The organism is Kocuria atrinae (genome assembly GCF_039531425.1).
Lineage (GTDB): Bacteria > Actinomycetota > Actinomycetes > Actinomycetales > Micrococcaceae > Kocuria > Kocuria atrinae.
Map to the genome: position 1 here is coordinate 72616 of NZ_BAAAQA010000008.1, position 15778 is coordinate 88393.

Genomic DNA, 15778 nt, shown 5'->3' on the forward strand with positions numbered 1-15778 from the left:
CTTACCGGACCCGTTCCGTTTACAGGTGACCCGGGCCTCAACGCGAGGACGCCGCTCCACGGCGTGGAGCGGCGTCGTGGCGCGTGTATCAGCGAACCGGTAGGTCAGCCCTCGATCAGGTCCCGAACCACAATGGTGTCCTCACGGTCGGGGCCGACACCGATTGCAGAGATGCGGCATCCGGACATTCCCTCGAGCGCTTCGACGTACGCGCGAGCGTTTGCGGGAAGGTCGTCCAGGCTGCGGACACCCGTGATGTCTTCCTTCCAGCCCGGGAAGTTCTCGTAAATGGGCTTGGCGTGGTGGAAGTCGGACTGCGTCATGGGCATTTCATCGAAACGCTGACCGTCCACGTCATAGGCGACGCACACCGGGATCTCGTCCAGGCCGGTGAGAACGTCCAGTTTGGTGATGAACAGGTCCGTGAAGCCATTGATGCGCGAGGCCTGGCGGGCCATGACGGCGTCGTACCAGCCGGTGCGGCGCGGGCGGCCGGTGTTCACACCGAACTCGCCGCCGGTCTTGCGCAGCTGCTCCCCCATGTCGTCAAAGAGCTCGGTGGGGAACGGGCCAGCACCCACGCGGGTGGTGTACGCCTTTTGAATGCCGATCACGCGGGTGATGCGCGTGGGACCGATGCCCGCGCCAACGGATGCGCCGCCGGCGGTGGGGTTCGAGGAGGTTACGAACGGGTAGGTGCCGTGGTCGACGTCCAGGAACGTGGCCTGACCGCCTTCCATGAGCACTACTTCGTCGCGGTCGAGGGCTTCGTTGAGCAAGCGTGTGGAGTCCACGATCATGGGCTCCAGGCGATCCGCAAAGCCCATGAAGTACTCGACGATCTCGTCGACCTCGAACGCGCGACGGTTGTACAGCTTGACCAGCAGCTCGTTCTTCTGGCGCAGGGCGCCCTCGATCTTCTGGCGCAGGATGGATTCGTCCAGCACGTCCTGAACGCGGATACCCAGGCGGCCCACTTTGTCCATGTAAGTCGGCCCGATGCCGCGGCCTGTGGTACCAATGGCTCGCTTGCCCAGGAACCGCTCGGTGACCTGGTCAAGGGTCTGGTGGTACGGGGCCACCAGGTGCGCGTTGGCGGAGATACGCAGGTGGGAAGTGTCTGCTCCGCGGGCTTCGAGACCGTCGATCTCCTCGAACAGGGCCTGCGGGTTGATGACCACACCGTTGCCGATCACCGAGGTTGCGTTGGGGCTGAGGATGCCCGCGGGAAGGAGCTTGAGCTCGAACTTCTCGCCGCCCACCACCACGGTGTGCCCGGCGTTGTTACCGCCGTTGGGCTTGACCACGTAGTCCACTCGACCACCCAGGAGGTCCGTGGCCTTGCCTTTACCCTCGTCGCCCCATTGGGCACCGACGATCACGATTGCTGGCATTACAGAATTCTCCTGCCCGGGCGCGAACCCACTTGGCACGACAACAGTTGAGGTGTACGCACCACGAGCGCGTACCTCCCGATTCTAACGGGGTGCGACGACAACCACAGCCTCGTGACCTTTCGCGGTGCCGAATCAGGGTCCGAACGGGAGTAACGTTGATGGCTATGAGTCCGTCGAATTCGCGCCCCAGCTCCGCTCCCTCTGCACCAGCACAGGGCACGGGAAGCAGTACTTATCATGACGGACCGGTGGAGCACACTCCCCACAGCAACACTCAGAACGCGCAGAAGACGCAGAGCAGCTACCTCAAGCCACGCCACTTGGTGATGATGGCCCTGGGCTCGGCCATCGGCACCGGCCTGTTCGTGGGAACGGGTGCGGCCATCCAGACCGCTGGCCCCGCCGTGTTGATCTCCTACCTGGTGGCCTGCCTGCTGCTGGTGCTGGTCATGCGTGCCCTCGGCGAGATGGCCGCAGCTGACCCTTCCTCCGGCGCCTTCTCGACCTACGCCGGCAAGGCCATGGGCCCCACCGTGGGCCGCGCGCTCGGCTGGCTGTGGTGGGCACAAATCGTGGTGGTGGTCGCGGCCGAGGCCACGGCAGCAGCCCAGTTGGTCACCGAAATGTGGCCCTCACTGCCCCAGTGGGTCTGGGCCCTGATCTTCATGGCGGTCTTCACCGCCATCAATCTGGTGCGTGTGGGCACCCTGGGTGAAACCGAGTTCTGGTTCGCGCTTCTCAAGGTCGCCGCTGTCGTCGCGTTCCTGGTGGTGGGCGTCCTCTTGCTGGTCGGAGTGCTCCCCACACCGTCCCCCGGGCTGAGCAATCTCACCGAGCACGGCGGGTTCATGCCCAACGGCATCACGGGTGTCGCCGCCGCGCTCCTCGTGGTGATTTTCGCGTTCGGTGGCACAGAGCTGGTCACCATTGCGGCCGCCGAAACCGAAGATCCCCAGCGCAACGTGGCCGCTGCGATCCGCACCATCCTGGTCCGCATCCTGGTCTTCTACGTGGGCGCCGTGACCGTGATGGTCCTGGTGCAGCCCTGGAACAACACCGAACTTTCCTCCAGCCCGTTCGTGGCCGTCCTTGACGTTGCCGGCATTCCGGGTGCCGATGTCCTGATGAACATCGTGATCATCCTGGCGTTGCTCTCCGCGCTCAATGCCAACGTGTACGGCAGCTCGCGCATGCTCTACTCGCTGGCTCGGCGCGGCTCCGCACCGCGCGGACTCGCGGCCACCTCAACACGCGGCGTGCCGCGCGCCGCAGTAGTGATCTCGGTGCTGTTCGGTTTCATCGCGGTGGTGTTGAACTACCTGTGGCCCGAAACCATCCTGAACATCATGCTCAACGTGATCGGTTCCACGTGCCTGGTGGTGTGGGGTCTCGCGCTGATCTCGCAGATCATCCTGCGCAAGCGCGCGGACCGGGCGGGCGTGGAATCACCGCTGAAGATGTGGCTCTTCCCGTGGCTGTCCTACTTCGCCCTGGCGTTGCTGGCTGCCATCATCGTTCTGGGTCTCTTCGATTCCGCGGTCCGGTTCCAGCTCATCGCCACGTTCATGCTGGTGTGCCTGATCGCGCTGGCTTGCAAGGTCCTCATCAAGCCGCGACCGGATCCCGAGGGACTAACGCACCCGCCTAAACCTCTGCCGGAAGATCCGGGAAAGTCGTAGCAACGCCCGGGGACCGCAGCACGCCCTGGAACGTGGACAACCCCTCGGCCAGACCCGGATCATTCTCCAGCGCCTGCTCCACACCGCCGGCCAGTTTGAGAACGTACGGCATGGTGGCATTGGTCAGCGCCTGGGTGGCGGTGACCGGAACCGCTCCGGGCATGTTCGCCACGCAGTAGTGACGTATGCCGTCTACGTAATATGTTGAGTCGTCGTAGCTGGTGGGGCGGGTCGTTTCGAAGCATCCACCCTGGTCAACGGCCACATCCACCAGGAGTGCGTGCGGCTTGAGGAGTTTCAGGTGCTCCCGGGTGACCAGCTTGGGAGCCGCCGCGCCGGGGATCAGCACGGCACCCACCACCACGTCCGCCTTGGGCAATTCTTCCTCGATCCGGTGCGGGTCGCTCATGAGAATCCGCGCTCCCGGCAGCATGAGATCGAGCTCGCGAATCCGATCGCCGCTCGCGTCCAGCACGGTGACATCCGCTCCGAGCCCCACGGCCGCACGTGCCGCATGCTCACCCACGGTGCCACCACCGATGACCAACACCACCGGTGGAACCACACCCGGAACACGACCCATCAGAATTCCGGGACCGCCCTCGTGGTGCAGCATGTAGCGGGTGGCCGCGCCGATCGACAGCCGCCCCGCAATTTCGGACATGGGCCGCAGTAGCGGCAAGGTACGCCCAACGCGCACCGTCTCGTACGCGATGCCCGTGGTGCCACTGTTGAGCAAAGCTTCGGTCAGATCGCGACTGGCCGCCAAGTGCAGATAGGTGAACAGCGTGAGATCTTCGCGCAGGTGGCCGTACTCCTGGGCAATGGGTTCCTTGACCTTGACCACCATGTCCGCGTTATTCCACGCGTCATCAACACTGACCATGCCGGCCCCGGCGGTCTCGTAGGCGGCGTCGTCAAAACCCGAGCCCTCACCGGCCCCGCGCTCAACGAACACTTCATGGCCTCGACCCGTCAACGCCGTGACCACGGCCGGGGTCAGCCCGACTCGCGCCTCTTCGGGTTTGACTTCGCGGGGAACCGAAATCCGCATGACTGCCACGCTCCTGCCGTAAGCGGGGCGCGCGAGCCAGGCTGATTGCGCTCAAGGCTCCGCGTCGAACCCCGGGGTGTCACTCCATTGTGCACGCTGGGTAGTGATCTGCGATACAGGAACGGTTCAAAGGCGCGAGCGGTCATCGGGCGGGAACACTCGCACTTCACCTTTCGGAGTGGGACGTCACGCGGGAACCATCAGAGTGGCACATTTCAGGCATAGGCTCGCGGCCCGAACATTCTGGGCAGAGCGTCGCACTTCGAAGTCCCGTTTCGCTGCGTTCCTGTGCCAGAAATGTTCGAGGCAGAGATCCTGGTGTGGATCTCTGCCTCGAATGTTCACCCGGTCATTCCACCGGTGTTAGCGCTGCGCGATCTGCCCGGCGGCCTCCGGATCGGAGTCATCCAGGAACTTCTCGATGCGGGCGGCCTCGTCCATTTCGCCGATCTGCGCGGCAGCCTTGCCCAGCGCAGCGAGTGCTCGTAGGAATCCGCGGTTCGGTTCGTGGGAGTACAGCACCGGCCCGTGGCCCTTCCAGCCGTGGCCGCGCAGGGCGTCCAGACCGCGGTGGTAGCCCACGCGAGCGTAGGCGTAGCCCTCCAGCGTGCGGCCGTCCGCGAGTGCCTCTTCAGCGAGGATGGCCCACGGCAGCTGCTCCTTGGGGAACGCGGCGGCGAGATCCTCGGCTTCGTCCCCCGCGTCGAAGCGCGCGGTCAGCTGGGGGTTCTCCTCCAGGTAGGTGGGCTCCGGTCCGTCCAGAAGGTTCTTGCCAACGAGTGCCACGGTGGTTCCTTTCCACGTTCGTGATGCGGTCTGCTGCCCACTCTACGCAGGGCTGCCGACGCCGCTCGCGGCCTTTCGCGCCCGGCGTGACTTACTGCTCGATCATGATCCCCACACCCGGACCCAGCGGCAGGTTGAAGAAGTAGAAGACCATGAGGATCACGGTCCACGCCGCCCAGAAGGGCACCACAAACGGGATCATGCGGGCCATGACCGTACCGAGGCCGGCCTCCGGTTCGTACTTCCGGAGCATGGCCAGCAGCACCACCATGTACGGGTTCAGCGGAGTCATCACTTGGGTGGCGGAGTCGCCCACGCGGAAGGCCGCCTGGATGAACGCGGGTTCAAAGCCCAGGATGCCGAACATGGGCACGAAGACCGCCGCCATGAGGGTCCACATGGACGACCCGGAAATGATGAACAGGTTCAGCAGCGAGCACAGCAGAATGAAGCCGATGATCACGGGGAACCCGGTGACGCCCACGTTCTGCAGCGCCGTCGCACCGGTCACGGCAATCCACGAGCCGATTCCGGACCAGTTGAACAGCGCAATGAACTGGCCCAGGATGAACGCCAGCACCAGGAAGGACGTCATGTCCTTGAGCGCCTCGCCCATCATGACCGGGACGTCCTTGAAGCCCCGGATGGAGCCGGCGATGCGCCCGTACACATAGCCGCTCACCGAGAAGAACACGAAGATGATGAACACGATGGACGCCAGCAGCGGGGAGGCCGGGAGGAAGTTGCCGTCTTCATTACGCCACGGGGAATTGGGCAGCAGCGCGAAGATCACCATGGCCACGCCGATCAACGCAAACGTCACGCAAGCCCAGATCAGCGCCTTCTTCTCCCGCGGGGACAACGCCGCTTCCGTCTTGGGCTCCTGGGACTCGCTCACTGTCTGCTCGTCGCCCACGATTCGCATGGAGCGGGTGTCGGTCATCAACTGAGCGGTCTCTGGGTTGACCTCTTCGGTGGACACGTTGGAACGCTGGATGCGCGGTTCCACAATCTTGTCGATCACCCAACCGGCGATCACGGAGAGCACGAGCGCCGAGACGATGTTGAAGTAGTAGTTGGAGATCGGGTTGACCTCGGTCGCGTTCTCCGCGAGCGCGGGCACCGTGGGGATCACAGCGTTGGTGATGCCCGCGAACAGGGCGTCGAGCGACGTCGGGAAGATATTGGTCGAGTAACCGGCACCGGCCGCGGCAAAGCCACCCAATAGACCGGCCACGGGGTGCCGTCCGGCAGCCTTGAAGGCGAGCGCGGCCAGCGGCGGGATCACCACGAACGCGGAGTCCGCCATGATGGAGCCGACCACGCCCACGAAACCCACGGTGTAGGGCAACAGCCAGCGGGGCGCGCTCCCGATTGTGTAACGGATCGCTGCCGCCAGGAACCCGGACTTCTCCGCAATACCAATGGCCAGCAGAATGGTGGCCACAGTGACCAGCGGCGGGAAGCCGATGTAATTGTCACCCAGGGTTGAGGTGAACCACGCGATGCCCTCACCGGTGAACAAACCCTTGATAGCCAGGGGCTCATCGGTACCCGGAACCGTGACGATCACATTGTCCCACGCCATGGCCGTGGACACGATCGCGGTGATCAGGAAAAGAATCGTGAACAGGGCGAACGGTTCGGGCAGCTTGTTGCCGACCCTCTCGATACCCGTGAGGACCCTGTCCCCCAGACTCGATTTCTTGGTCGCGGTGGCGTTCATGTGCACTCCATGATGGTCAGTGGCCAATAATTCCGGTGGATCTTTTCTGCGTGCTACCCGGACGAATCCGGCTCAGTCGAAGTAGTTCTCCACGGCGATACCGCCGCCGTTAGCGTGGAAATCTTCGGTGACGTGCTGGGCGAGAGTGTCATCGACCAGGTAGTCGAGGGCCACCGCTGCCAGGCCGTATGCGCCGTCGACCCCCGCGTTCTCGGCGAGTGGGGTGGCCGCCGCGGCCGCGAAATCTCGGGTGTGCAGCCCCATGTCCTGGTCGGTGATGCTGATCAGAGGATGGATTCCCGGGATGCGGTAGCTGACATTGCCGAAATCTGTGGATGCCGCCAGCACCTCGGAGACCGTGCCCGCCGGGTACGGGTCGCGCCCACGACGTCGCTGGGCCAGGACCCAGCGGTCGGACAGCGGCGCGTTGCCCAGCACAGGCAGCGTGGCCGGCGACGAGTCCCAGTCGATCTCCACGCCCACCCCGGCCATCAAAGCAGCTCCCTGCAGGATTTCGGTGACGCGTTCGGACAGTGCCTTGAGCGTTTCCGGCCGCTGAGAGCGCACATACAGCTGCAGAGTGGCGGATTCGGTGATGATGTTCGGCCGTTCCCCACCCTCGGGCAGCACGGCGTGGATGCGGTCGGTCGGTGGTGTCTGCTGTCGCAAGAGACCCAGGCCCTGGTACGCGAGCACGGCGGCGTCGAGCGCGTTGCGCCCCATGAAGGGGTGCGACGACGCGTGGGCGGCCCGACCGCGGTAGTGTACAGTGCACTGGCGGCGTCCCAGCCAGACCTGATCCACGAGGTCCGTGGGGTAGGAGTGCACCATGGCGGCCGCGTCGATGCCTTCCAGCGCACCCGCCCGGGCCATGATCTCCTTGCCGCCCTCGCCCTCTTCCGCCGGCGTGCCCAGATAGACCACCCTCCCGGAGAACGCGGAGGGGTTGTCGCGGATGAGTCCCACGAGGGCAACGAAGGCGCCCAGGCCGGTCACGGCAATCACGTTGTGGCCGCAGCCGTGGCCGATGCCGGGTAGGGCGTCGTACTCGGACATGATCGCGATGGTGCGGTGGCGCTGCGGGTCGAAGTCGTCGGAGGCGATCTCCGCACGGATGGCGGTATCCAGTCCGAAGGCGGGGTTTTCGGCCGCGATCCCGTGGGACTTGAGGTAATCCACGATCAGCTGCACGGCAAAGTGCTCCTGGAACGCCGTCTCCGGGTGTTCGTGCAATTCGTGCAGCACGCGATGCAGGCCGGCCGTCTGGTCATCGACCAGGGATTCCAGGCGCTCGTGCAGCTCCTCCGCAGCGCCCGCATGATCGGACAGATGATGTTCCAGCTCGTCCTTGCGGCGCTCGGTGTCCCGTTCGAGCTGCTCAAGATACGCGCGCGAAGGTTCCGGGCTGACCGTCAGATCGCCGGAGGACCGGTCAGGAGTCTCGTGGTCTGCGTGGCTCGTTCCCATGATCAGGGAGCGTAACAAGTGATCCGGATCACGCGCGGGAATGAAGCGGTGCGGCGGCGTCGTCGGCCTTAAACAACGCGGTGCCCCGCGCGAGAACGCGCGGGGCACCGGTTGGGTGAAACGGGACTTACTTGATGGAGGTACCTGCGGAACCGAGGTTCTGGCAGGCCTCGACCACGCGTGTGGCCATGCCGGTCTCGGCCTCGGCACCCCACACGCGGGGGTCGTACTTCTTCTTGTTACCGACCTCACCGTCGATCTTCAGGACGCCGTCGTAGTTGTCGAACATGAAGCCAGCGACGGGGCGGGTGAACGCGTACTGGGTGTCAGTGTCCACGTTCATCTTGATCACGCCGTAGGAGACCGCGTCCGCGATTTCCTGCGCGCTGGAACCGGAGCCGCCGTGGAAGACCAGGTCGAACGGTCGATCCTTGCCGATCTTGGCACCGACCTCGTCCTGGATCTGCTTGAGCAGTTCCGGACGCAGGCTCACGTTGCCGGGCTTGTACACGCCGTGGACGTTGCCGAAGGTCAGAGCGGTGATGTAGCGGCCCTTCTCACCGGCGCCCAAAGCTTCGATGGTCTTCATGCCATCTTCGACGGTGGTGTACAGGGTGTCGTTGATCTCGCCGACCACGCCGTCTTCCTCGCCGCCGACGGCACCGATCTCGACCTCGAGAACGATCTTGGCCTTGTTGGTGCGCTCCAACAGCTCCTGGGCAATCTTAAGGTTCTCGTCCAGCTCGATCGCGGAACCATCCCACATGTGCGACTGGAAGATGGGGTCCTCACCGCGAGCAACGGCTTTCTCCGACTCGGCCAACAGCGGCAGCACGAAGCCCTCGAGCTTGTCCTGGGGGCAGTGGTCGGTGTGCAGGGCAATGTTGACGTCGTAGTTCTTGGCGACCTCGCGGGCGAACGCGGCCATGGCCAGCGAACCGGTGACCATGTCCTTGACCGAGGAACCGGACCAGTAGGCGGCACCGCCGGTCGACGCCTGAATGATGCCGTCCGAACCGGCCTCTGCGAAGCCGCGGATTGCGGCGTTCAGGGTCTGGGATGAGGTCACGTTGATGGCCGGGTAGGCAAAGCCCCTTTCCTTGGCCCGGTCGATCATCTCGGCGTAAACGTCAGGGGTTGCGATGGGCATGAAGTGCTCCTTCTACTGGATTCCCGATGCACGGTTGAGCCGTGGCCTGTGGGCCTGCTCTCAAGTCTAGTGGACGGGAGATTCACACTTTCGTGAGAGTCACTGAGAAATCACTTCCGCCAGCGTGATCCGGTCCATGGATTCGCTCCGCGTCATCGACGTCCAGAAACGGCACACCTGGTTCTCCGCAGTCCGGACCAACAAACTGTCCTTCTTGGGCTTCAACAGGTCTTCTTCCTCACCGCGCACCACGCGGTCGAACAGCGCCTGGGCTTCTTCGTGCGAAAGCGGGTTCGAGCGGCGAACCTTGTAGTTCAAGTTGCTACTGCGGAAATCACCTTCGACGATGACGACGAACTGGTTCACGGGGTTCTCCTTTGATCGATGTTCTCGTACTTCGATCATCCGCTGTCACGGCGGGTCAGCACATCCGCCACCGGGCTGAAGTTTCGCAGCTACAACTCATCCCGCCAGATCTCCTCGAGCTTGTCCGCGAGTTCCACCGGCCTACTGAGCGCGACGGGGTGCTCGCCACCCATTTCGTCTGGATCGATGTGCAAACGTTCCCTGGTCAGTTTCCGGAGGAAATCTACGGGAAACTACCTGTCGTCCCGGCAGATCAGCACCCGAGTTGGGGTGTTAGGCCACGTCTCGAGCGGCAGTGGGTCCTGGAACGGGCGTCCTGACTGGCCGACCGCGTGCGCCGTAACCTCTTCGACCATGTAATCGGAGAGCTCGTGTAAGAAGACATTCTGTGGATCGTCATCCTGCTCCGGTGCCCATCCGCGCCGCACAGCCTGCTCTTGCCGGGCCTGTGCATAGCCAGTGTTCTCCCACCAGTCGCCCGGCGACTCCCCCGGGAGGGGGATCATGGGCGTCAGCAGGATGAGCAGTTGGGCGTTTACCCGGTCTGCAATGAGCGTCCCCGTGTAGGCACCTAACGACTGGGCGACAATGACCACGTCCCGGGCATCGCCAATGGCGTGTGCTGAGATGTCCGCATATGCCTCAAGGCCGGCCGAGTCATCGGCGCACGGAAGTTCCACGGTGATCACGCCGTGCCCCCGTGCGCGCAGTTCATCGGCCACCAGGTGCCAGCGCCAGGGCGTGCTCGCTGCGGGTGGGATGAGCGCAAAAGTAGTTGTGGTTGCCGGGTTCTCGGGGGAACTCACAACGCACCTCTCGTTTCAGTCGAGGAAGACTGCCGCGGCCCGTCTGTGGCCAGTTTCCGCCCCGCATAGAACTTGGTGCCGTAAACGATCGCGAAGAGCATGACCAGCAGCAGGCCGATGCTCGCGATGGGCACCACGTCAATGGGCAGCGTGTAGGCCATGATCACGCGAGCTACGGCGTCCAGGATGAAGGCCAGCCCCCAGGCGAGGGTCATGGTGCGGAAGATTTTCCGGAAGAACGGGTTGGTGTCCCAGTCGTGCTCCCACTGGGCGGCGGCGTCGGCAGGCATAACCGCAATGGTGGCTTCGAACAGGACTGGGCGGCGGCCGGCCAGGGAGATCAAGATCCAGAGGCCGATGAGCGCGGTGAGCCAACTTTCCCGGGCCAGCAAAAGCCGGGGGTCGGCGCTGAACATCCCCACGGCCGTTCCGATGGCCAGGATGCTGAGAGTGAAGACGCCCAGTCGGTCGATCCGGCGGGTGCGGACGGTGGTGACGGCGATGCGGATTAGCGGCCCCACGGCACCGAGCATGAGCGCCAACCACGGATCCGCGCCCGCCAACCGCAACCCGTAGTAGATGGCGAAAGGTAGAACCAGGTCGATACCAATCATTCCGGCCAGGGCTTTCTTGCGTCGCTCAGGCGGCGGCTTGCCCGGAACAGGCGGAGGCTGATCGGGAACCGGAGAATCACGTTCTACCGGCGGTGGTTTCGCAATGCGTTTCATGATGAATCCTCGGTTCGGTGAGTGCCTGTCGCGAGCTCCACCACGGAGAGAAGTTCGCGGGTGTAAGCGCCCAGATAGAACGACGGGTCAACGACCAAGCGCCCGGACGCGGTGTCGATCGCGCTCCTGATGATGATGGCCAGGTAATGCGCATCGAACTCTCGGAAGTCCCCGCTGCCCTGCCCCTCGCGCAAAAGTTCCTCGAGGTGCGCCAGCACCGGGTCTTCCCCCTGAGGAACAAAACTGTGAGTGCCGTCCGCCCCGCGAGCGTTGGAGACGATCTCCACCACGGCTCGGATTTCGGCCGCGTGTTCTTCCAGGAAGTGCAGGTTGGTCCGCACGTAGGCCGCGATTTTTTCGCCGGGGCTCGTCTCGTGGGACAGCGCCTCCGCGATGGCTTGGCCCGCTCGCCCGTACACGTCGAAAACCACGCTGGACAGCAGATCGTCCTTGCCGGAGAAGTAATACAGCACCACGCTCTTGCTGATCCCGGCCCGCCGCGCAATTTCCGCGAGTGACGCGCCCGAATAGCCAGACTCCGCCAACACCTCGATGGCGCACTTCATGATCTGAGTCCGCCGAGCCGATTCGGTGAAGGTGGGATTCGAGCCTGTCTGCACACTGTTTGACCGCATGGTCTAATCGTAGACCGATCGGTCAGATACGGATAGAGCTACCCTTATCCGAAACTCAAGCAGGAACGCCCCCGCCCGACCGCGGGGGCGCCCGGTCTTACTCCAGCTGGCCCAGAACCTCGTTCAGGGCTTCAGCGGAAGAGGGGTGCGTCCAGATACCGTCACGCAGTTCGCTCGCGGTCACCCCGGCGCGCATTGCCAGCGCCACCAGGTTGATGACCTCCTGCGAATCCACGTGGAACAACCGGGTGCCCAGCACCTGGTCGGTTTCGGCATCGACGACAAACTTGATCACGCCGCGCGGATCCTGCACGGCCTTGGGGCGGGGCATGGCCTTGATGTCGGCCACCATGGCAGTCGCGACCTTCACGGAGCGCCCGGCCTCCCGAGCTGCACCTTCGGTCATACCCACAGCCGACAGCGGCGGCGTCAAGAACGTGGTGGTCGGCACGGCCACGCGCGAGGACACGGGCCGCGAGCCATCCCCGGTCAACGCGCTCATGACCACGCGGCTGTCATCCAGGGACAGGTAGGTCTGCTGCGGGCCGCCGTGCACGTCACCCATGGCATAGACGCCCTCGGCCGTTGTGCGCAGGTGATCGTCCACGACCACCGCACCCTTGTCATCGACCTCGACGCCAGCCGCTGCCAAGTTGAGCCCCTCGGTGGCGGGCTTGCGCCCGGTGGCGACCAGAACGGCGTCGGCATCGATGGACTCGCCACCGGACAAGGCAACGGCCAGCGCGCCGTCGCGCGCCTTGATCGCGTCCGCAGACGCGTCCGTTCGTAGCGTGATTCCCGCGTTGGTCAACACGTCGACGACGACGCCGCGCACGTCGTCGTCCTCGTTCGGCAAGATCGTCTCGCCGCGGGCGATCACGGTGACCTGCGATCCGAAATTGCTGAACATCGAGGCGAACTCCAGGCCGATGGGACCACCGCCGATGATCGCCAGGCGCTGCGGGAACGGCTCCGCGTGCTGGATGGAGGTGGAGTCATAGACGCCGGGCAGGTCGATGCCGTCGATGGGCGGCATGACCGGTGTAGCGCCGGTGTTGATGACCACGGTCTCGGCGGTGATGCGCAGATACTCGGCCAGGCCACGGCCACCCGCGGACGGGGTGACCTCGACCTCGCGGGGACCCACGAAGCGTGCGCGGCCGTCCACCACGGTCACGGTGTCCTGGTCCGCGAGCATATGGAAGTTCACGTTGTTGAGCTTGCCGATCAGGGAATCTCGATAGCCGACGGCGTCCTCGAAGAACTTCTGATCGCCGTCCGCCGCGCGCTTCTCGGAAGCCGAGTGGATCAGCGTTTTGGTGGGCACGCAGCCGATGTTGATGCACGTGCCGCCGTACATCGCGGCACTTTGCTCGACCATGACCACGCTCTTACCGGCGGCGGCCATCTTCCCGGCGAACGTCTTGCCACCCTTGCCCCAACCGATAACCAGAACATCCACGTCCAGACGGCGGGGCTCCTGCACCTCCTGCTCGGAGGTGTCGGTGGCGGCTACGGACGGCATGGCGTTCACGGGGTTCCTTCTTCTCTCGGCCCGAACCGAATCGCTCGGAGAATGGTCGTTCTCCCGCTAGCATAGAGAATCACTATTCTCCACGCAAAGGGGCACCTCAGAACCGTGACCGAGACAGCCGACCTTGCCCCACTTGCCGCCCACGCCGAACTCACGGATGACCCCATCCTCCGCGCGGCCGCGCACCTGTTCTATCGCCGCGGAATCGGCAACGTCTCGATTCAAGACATCCGCCAGCTGGCCGGCGTGAGCCTCAAAGCACTCTACGCCCACTACCCCTCCAAGGAATCGCTGGTCACGGCCTATCTTCGGTCGACTCACGCCGGGTGGACCCGCTCGCTGGAAGGATCCGTGGCCGATGCAGTTCCCGACATTCTCAACGACGACGCTCTGGAGGATTCCGCTCGAACGGCCGCCGTTGCCGCACTGTTCACCTGGCTGGGCGATTGGTTCGCCACTCCGGATTTCGTTGGCTGCGGTATCGCCAACACCCGCGGCCAACGTCTGAGCGAAGAAGCCCAGGAGGTGATCCGGGACCACGATCGCCATGTGCGCTCCTACATGGACCGCATCGGCGGCTCAACCGAAGCCGGTGGTTCACTGTTCGTGCTCATGGAAGGTGCCATTTCGACCGCCGCAGGCACGGGCGACCCGGACTATGCCAAGGTCGCTCTCCGCACGGCGCGCGCTGCGCTCGGCCTGGACTGAAGCGTCAATCCGCTCCGGGGGAACTCACACGATGACCGAAGCTGCGGCCGCAACCTGCAGCCCGTTATCATCCGGGTGCGCAGGGTTCATGTTGGCCATGATCAAACACGCACCCGCAACGGCCACAAGCACACCCTTCCAGCGGATGGTCGCACGGGTTGAACTAGGTCTGTGTGCCACGGAAACCTCCGTTATCCAGATGAGATGTGGCCCACACTAACCGAGGAGTAACTAAGGGGCTATCCCCTTAAAGGGTGATGTTATCAGGGGCATTTGCCGTAGTGAGACGGCAAAACCCGATTCCTTGGAGATCTGCGTCAGGGTTTCTAATATCCGCCGTGAACCCCGACATTTAAGGCGCGAGTTCGCAAAAAAATTGCCATTTCCGCGCGAACCTCTGCCCGGAAAATTTTCTCTGCAAACCAGCGCCTCAGATGTTCACGGTGGCGATTCAGCACGAAGCAGGTCGCCCGCGTCGCACCGCGGAGATGAAGACGAACGACTCAGTCGACAGGCTGCTCGAACACGTGCCGACGGATCCACGCGTGCATCGCCACGGCCGCGGCGGCGCCGGCGTTGATGGAACGAGTGGAACCGAACTGCTCGATGGCCAACACAGCGTCTGCGGCCTCGATGACTTCCGGGGACACCCCCGGGCCCTCCTGGCCGAACACCAGAACACACTTTTTGGGCAGGTCGAACGTCTCGATCAGCACCGATCCCGGAACATTGTCGATGGCCAGTACCGGCAGCCCCTCGGACTTCGCCCACTCGATGAACTCCGGCACGGAGGGGTGATGGCGAACGTGCTGGTAGCGGTCGGTGACCATGGCTCCGCGACGGTTCCAGCGGCGTCGTCCGACGATGTGGACCTCGCGCGCTAGGAACGCGTTGGCGGTGCGCACCACGGAACCGATGTTGAAGTCGTGCTCCCAGTTCTCCACAGCCACGTGGAATTCATGACGCCGCGTGTCCAGGTCCGCGATGATCGCGTCCATGGCCCAGTAGCGGTAACCGTCCGCGACGTTGCGACGATCCCCGTTCTCGAGTAACTCACGGTCCCAGTGGTCACCTTCCGGCCACGGACCTTCCCATGGGCCCACGCCCACCACGTGTTCGACATTGGATTCAGAAGTGGTGGCCGGGTCAGTCAAGCCCCAGCTCATCCTTCGAGTAGGCGTACAGGCAGGGCACTCCCGCGTATTCTTCGATGCGCTCCTTGGCACCCGTGCGGCGGTCCACGATCACAGCCACCGCCACCACGTTCGCGCCGGCCTTCTGCAGGGCTTCCACCGCGGTCAGCGCGGAGCCACCGGTGGTCGAGGTGTCCTCGACGACCACCACGTTGCGACCCACCACGCTGGGGCCCTCCACCTGACGGCCCATGCCGTAGGACTTCTGTGCCTTGCGCACCACGAACGTGTCGATCTCGCGGCCCTGATCACCGGCGGTGCGCATGATGGCGTGACCGACCGGGTCCGCGCCCATGGTGAGGCCCCCGGCGGCGTCGAACTCGATACCGGCCTTGTCCAGCAAGCCGAGCATGACCTGACCGACGTAGCGCGAGGCCTCGTGATGCAGGGTCACGCGGCGCAGATCCACGTAGTAATCGGCCTGGATTCCGCTGGCCAGCGTCACGTTTCCGCGCACGATGGCCAGGCCCTTGATGAGGTCGCGCAGTCGCTCGCGAGCGGTGTCCAGATCCACGGGGGAGAAATTGGTGCTCATGGCGTCCAGCTTAC

16 protein-coding genes are annotated in these 15778 nt (G+C 64.2%); 2 read left to right on the forward strand and 14 right to left on the reverse strand.

What is annotated here, in order from left to right; translation table 11 throughout:
* Window positions 1–104: 104 nt before the first annotated feature.
* Window positions 105–1394, reverse strand: coding sequence for an adenylosuccinate synthase (locus tag ABD283_RS04915; RefSeq protein ID WP_344223881.1), 1290 nt, complete (start codon window positions 1392–1394; stop codon window positions 105–107).
* 251 nt (window positions 1395–1645) lie between these two features.
* Here ABD283_RS04915 and ABD283_RS04920 point away from each other — a divergent pair, with 251 nt between their 5' ends.
* Window positions 1646–3076, forward strand: a complete 1431-nt coding sequence (locus tag ABD283_RS04920; protein ID WP_344223883.1) for an amino acid permease — start codon at window positions 1646–1648, stop codon at window positions 3074–3076.
* Here the strand turns inward: ABD283_RS04920 and ald are convergent.
* From ald to ABD283_RS04970, 10 genes are all read right to left on the reverse strand, one after another.
* The gene (ald, locus tag ABD283_RS04925; RefSeq protein WP_344223884.1) at window positions 3042–4130 is read right to left on the reverse strand and encodes an alanine dehydrogenase; all 1089 of its coding nucleotides are present in this window, start codon (window positions 4128–4130) and stop codon (window positions 3042–3044) included. The genes ABD283_RS04920 and ald overlap by 35 nt on opposite strands.
* A 363-nt stretch (window positions 4131–4493) precedes the next feature.
* Entirely contained in the window at window positions 4494–4916 is a 423-nt protein-coding gene (locus ABD283_RS04930; RefSeq protein WP_344223885.1) for a DUF3151 domain-containing protein, read from the reverse strand.
* Window positions 4917–5007: 91 nt separating this feature from the next.
* Complete coding sequence (locus ABD283_RS04935; RefSeq protein WP_344223886.1) at window positions 5008–6642, reverse strand: AbgT family transporter; 1635 nt, start codon at window positions 6640–6642, stop codon at window positions 5008–5010.
* 72 nt (window positions 6643–6714) lie between these two features.
* Window positions 6715–8109: a M20 family metallopeptidase gene (locus tag ABD283_RS04940; RefSeq protein WP_344223887.1), complete on the reverse strand. Its 1395-nt coding sequence runs from the start codon at window positions 8107–8109 to the stop codon at window positions 6715–6717.
* 127 nt (window positions 8110–8236) lie between these two features.
* Entirely contained in the window at window positions 8237–9259 is a 1023-nt protein-coding gene (gene fbaA, locus ABD283_RS04945; RefSeq protein WP_344223888.1) for a class II fructose-bisphosphate aldolase, read from the reverse strand.
* 99 nt (window positions 9260–9358) lie between these two features.
* Complete coding sequence (locus ABD283_RS04950; RefSeq protein WP_344223889.1) at window positions 9359–9625, reverse strand: hypothetical protein; 267 nt, start codon at window positions 9623–9625, stop codon at window positions 9359–9361.
* Between the two features lie 233 nt (window positions 9626–9858).
* On the reverse strand, window positions 9859–10431 hold the full coding sequence (locus ABD283_RS04955; RefSeq protein WP_344223890.1) for an alpha/beta hydrolase: 573 nt from the start codon (window positions 10429–10431) through the stop codon (window positions 9859–9861).
* Window positions 10428–11159: a VC0807 family protein gene (locus ABD283_RS04960; protein WP_344223891.1), complete on the reverse strand. Its 732-nt coding sequence runs from the start codon at window positions 11157–11159 to the stop codon at window positions 10428–10430. Before ABD283_RS04960 ends, ABD283_RS04955 begins: the two co-directional genes overlap by 4 nt.
* Complete coding sequence (locus ABD283_RS04965) at window positions 11156–11725, reverse strand: TetR/AcrR family transcriptional regulator (protein ID WP_344223892.1); 570 nt, start codon at window positions 11723–11725, stop codon at window positions 11156–11158. Before ABD283_RS04965 ends, ABD283_RS04960 begins: the two co-directional genes overlap by 4 nt.
* A 166-nt stretch (window positions 11726–11891) precedes the next feature.
* Window positions 11892–13319 (reverse strand): FAD-dependent oxidoreductase, encoded by a 1428-nt coding sequence (locus ABD283_RS04970; RefSeq protein ID WP_344223933.1) that lies wholly within the window; start codon window positions 13317–13319, stop codon window positions 11892–11894.
* A 114-nt stretch (window positions 13320–13433) separates the two neighbouring features.
* On the opposite strand from ABD283_RS04970, the gene ABD283_RS04975 reads away from it, so the two are divergent.
* Window positions 13434–14036 carry a TetR/AcrR family transcriptional regulator gene (locus ABD283_RS04975; RefSeq protein ID WP_344223893.1) on the forward strand — a complete coding sequence of 201 codons (603 nt, stop codon included), beginning with the start codon at window positions 13434–13436 and terminating at the stop codon, window positions 14034–14036.
* A 24-nt stretch (window positions 14037–14060) separates the two neighbouring features.
* Here ABD283_RS04975 and ABD283_RS04980 read toward each other — a convergent pair whose 3' ends face one another.
* The 3 genes from ABD283_RS04980 to pyrE form a co-directional block, all read right to left on the reverse strand.
* The gene (locus tag ABD283_RS04980) at window positions 14061–14216 is read right to left on the reverse strand and encodes a hypothetical protein (protein WP_344223894.1); all 156 of its coding nucleotides are present in this window, start codon (window positions 14214–14216) and stop codon (window positions 14061–14063) included.
* Window positions 14217–14539: 323 nt separating this feature from the next.
* On the reverse strand, window positions 14540–15202 hold the full coding sequence (locus ABD283_RS04985; protein WP_425552800.1) for a TrmH family RNA methyltransferase: 663 nt from the start codon (window positions 15200–15202) through the stop codon (window positions 14540–14542).
* The gene (gene pyrE, locus ABD283_RS04990; RefSeq protein ID WP_344223896.1) at window positions 15183–15764 is read right to left on the reverse strand and encodes an orotate phosphoribosyltransferase; all 582 of its coding nucleotides are present in this window, start codon (window positions 15762–15764) and stop codon (window positions 15183–15185) included. Before pyrE ends, ABD283_RS04985 begins: the two co-directional genes overlap by 20 nt.
* Window positions 15765–15778 lie beyond the last annotated feature (14 nt).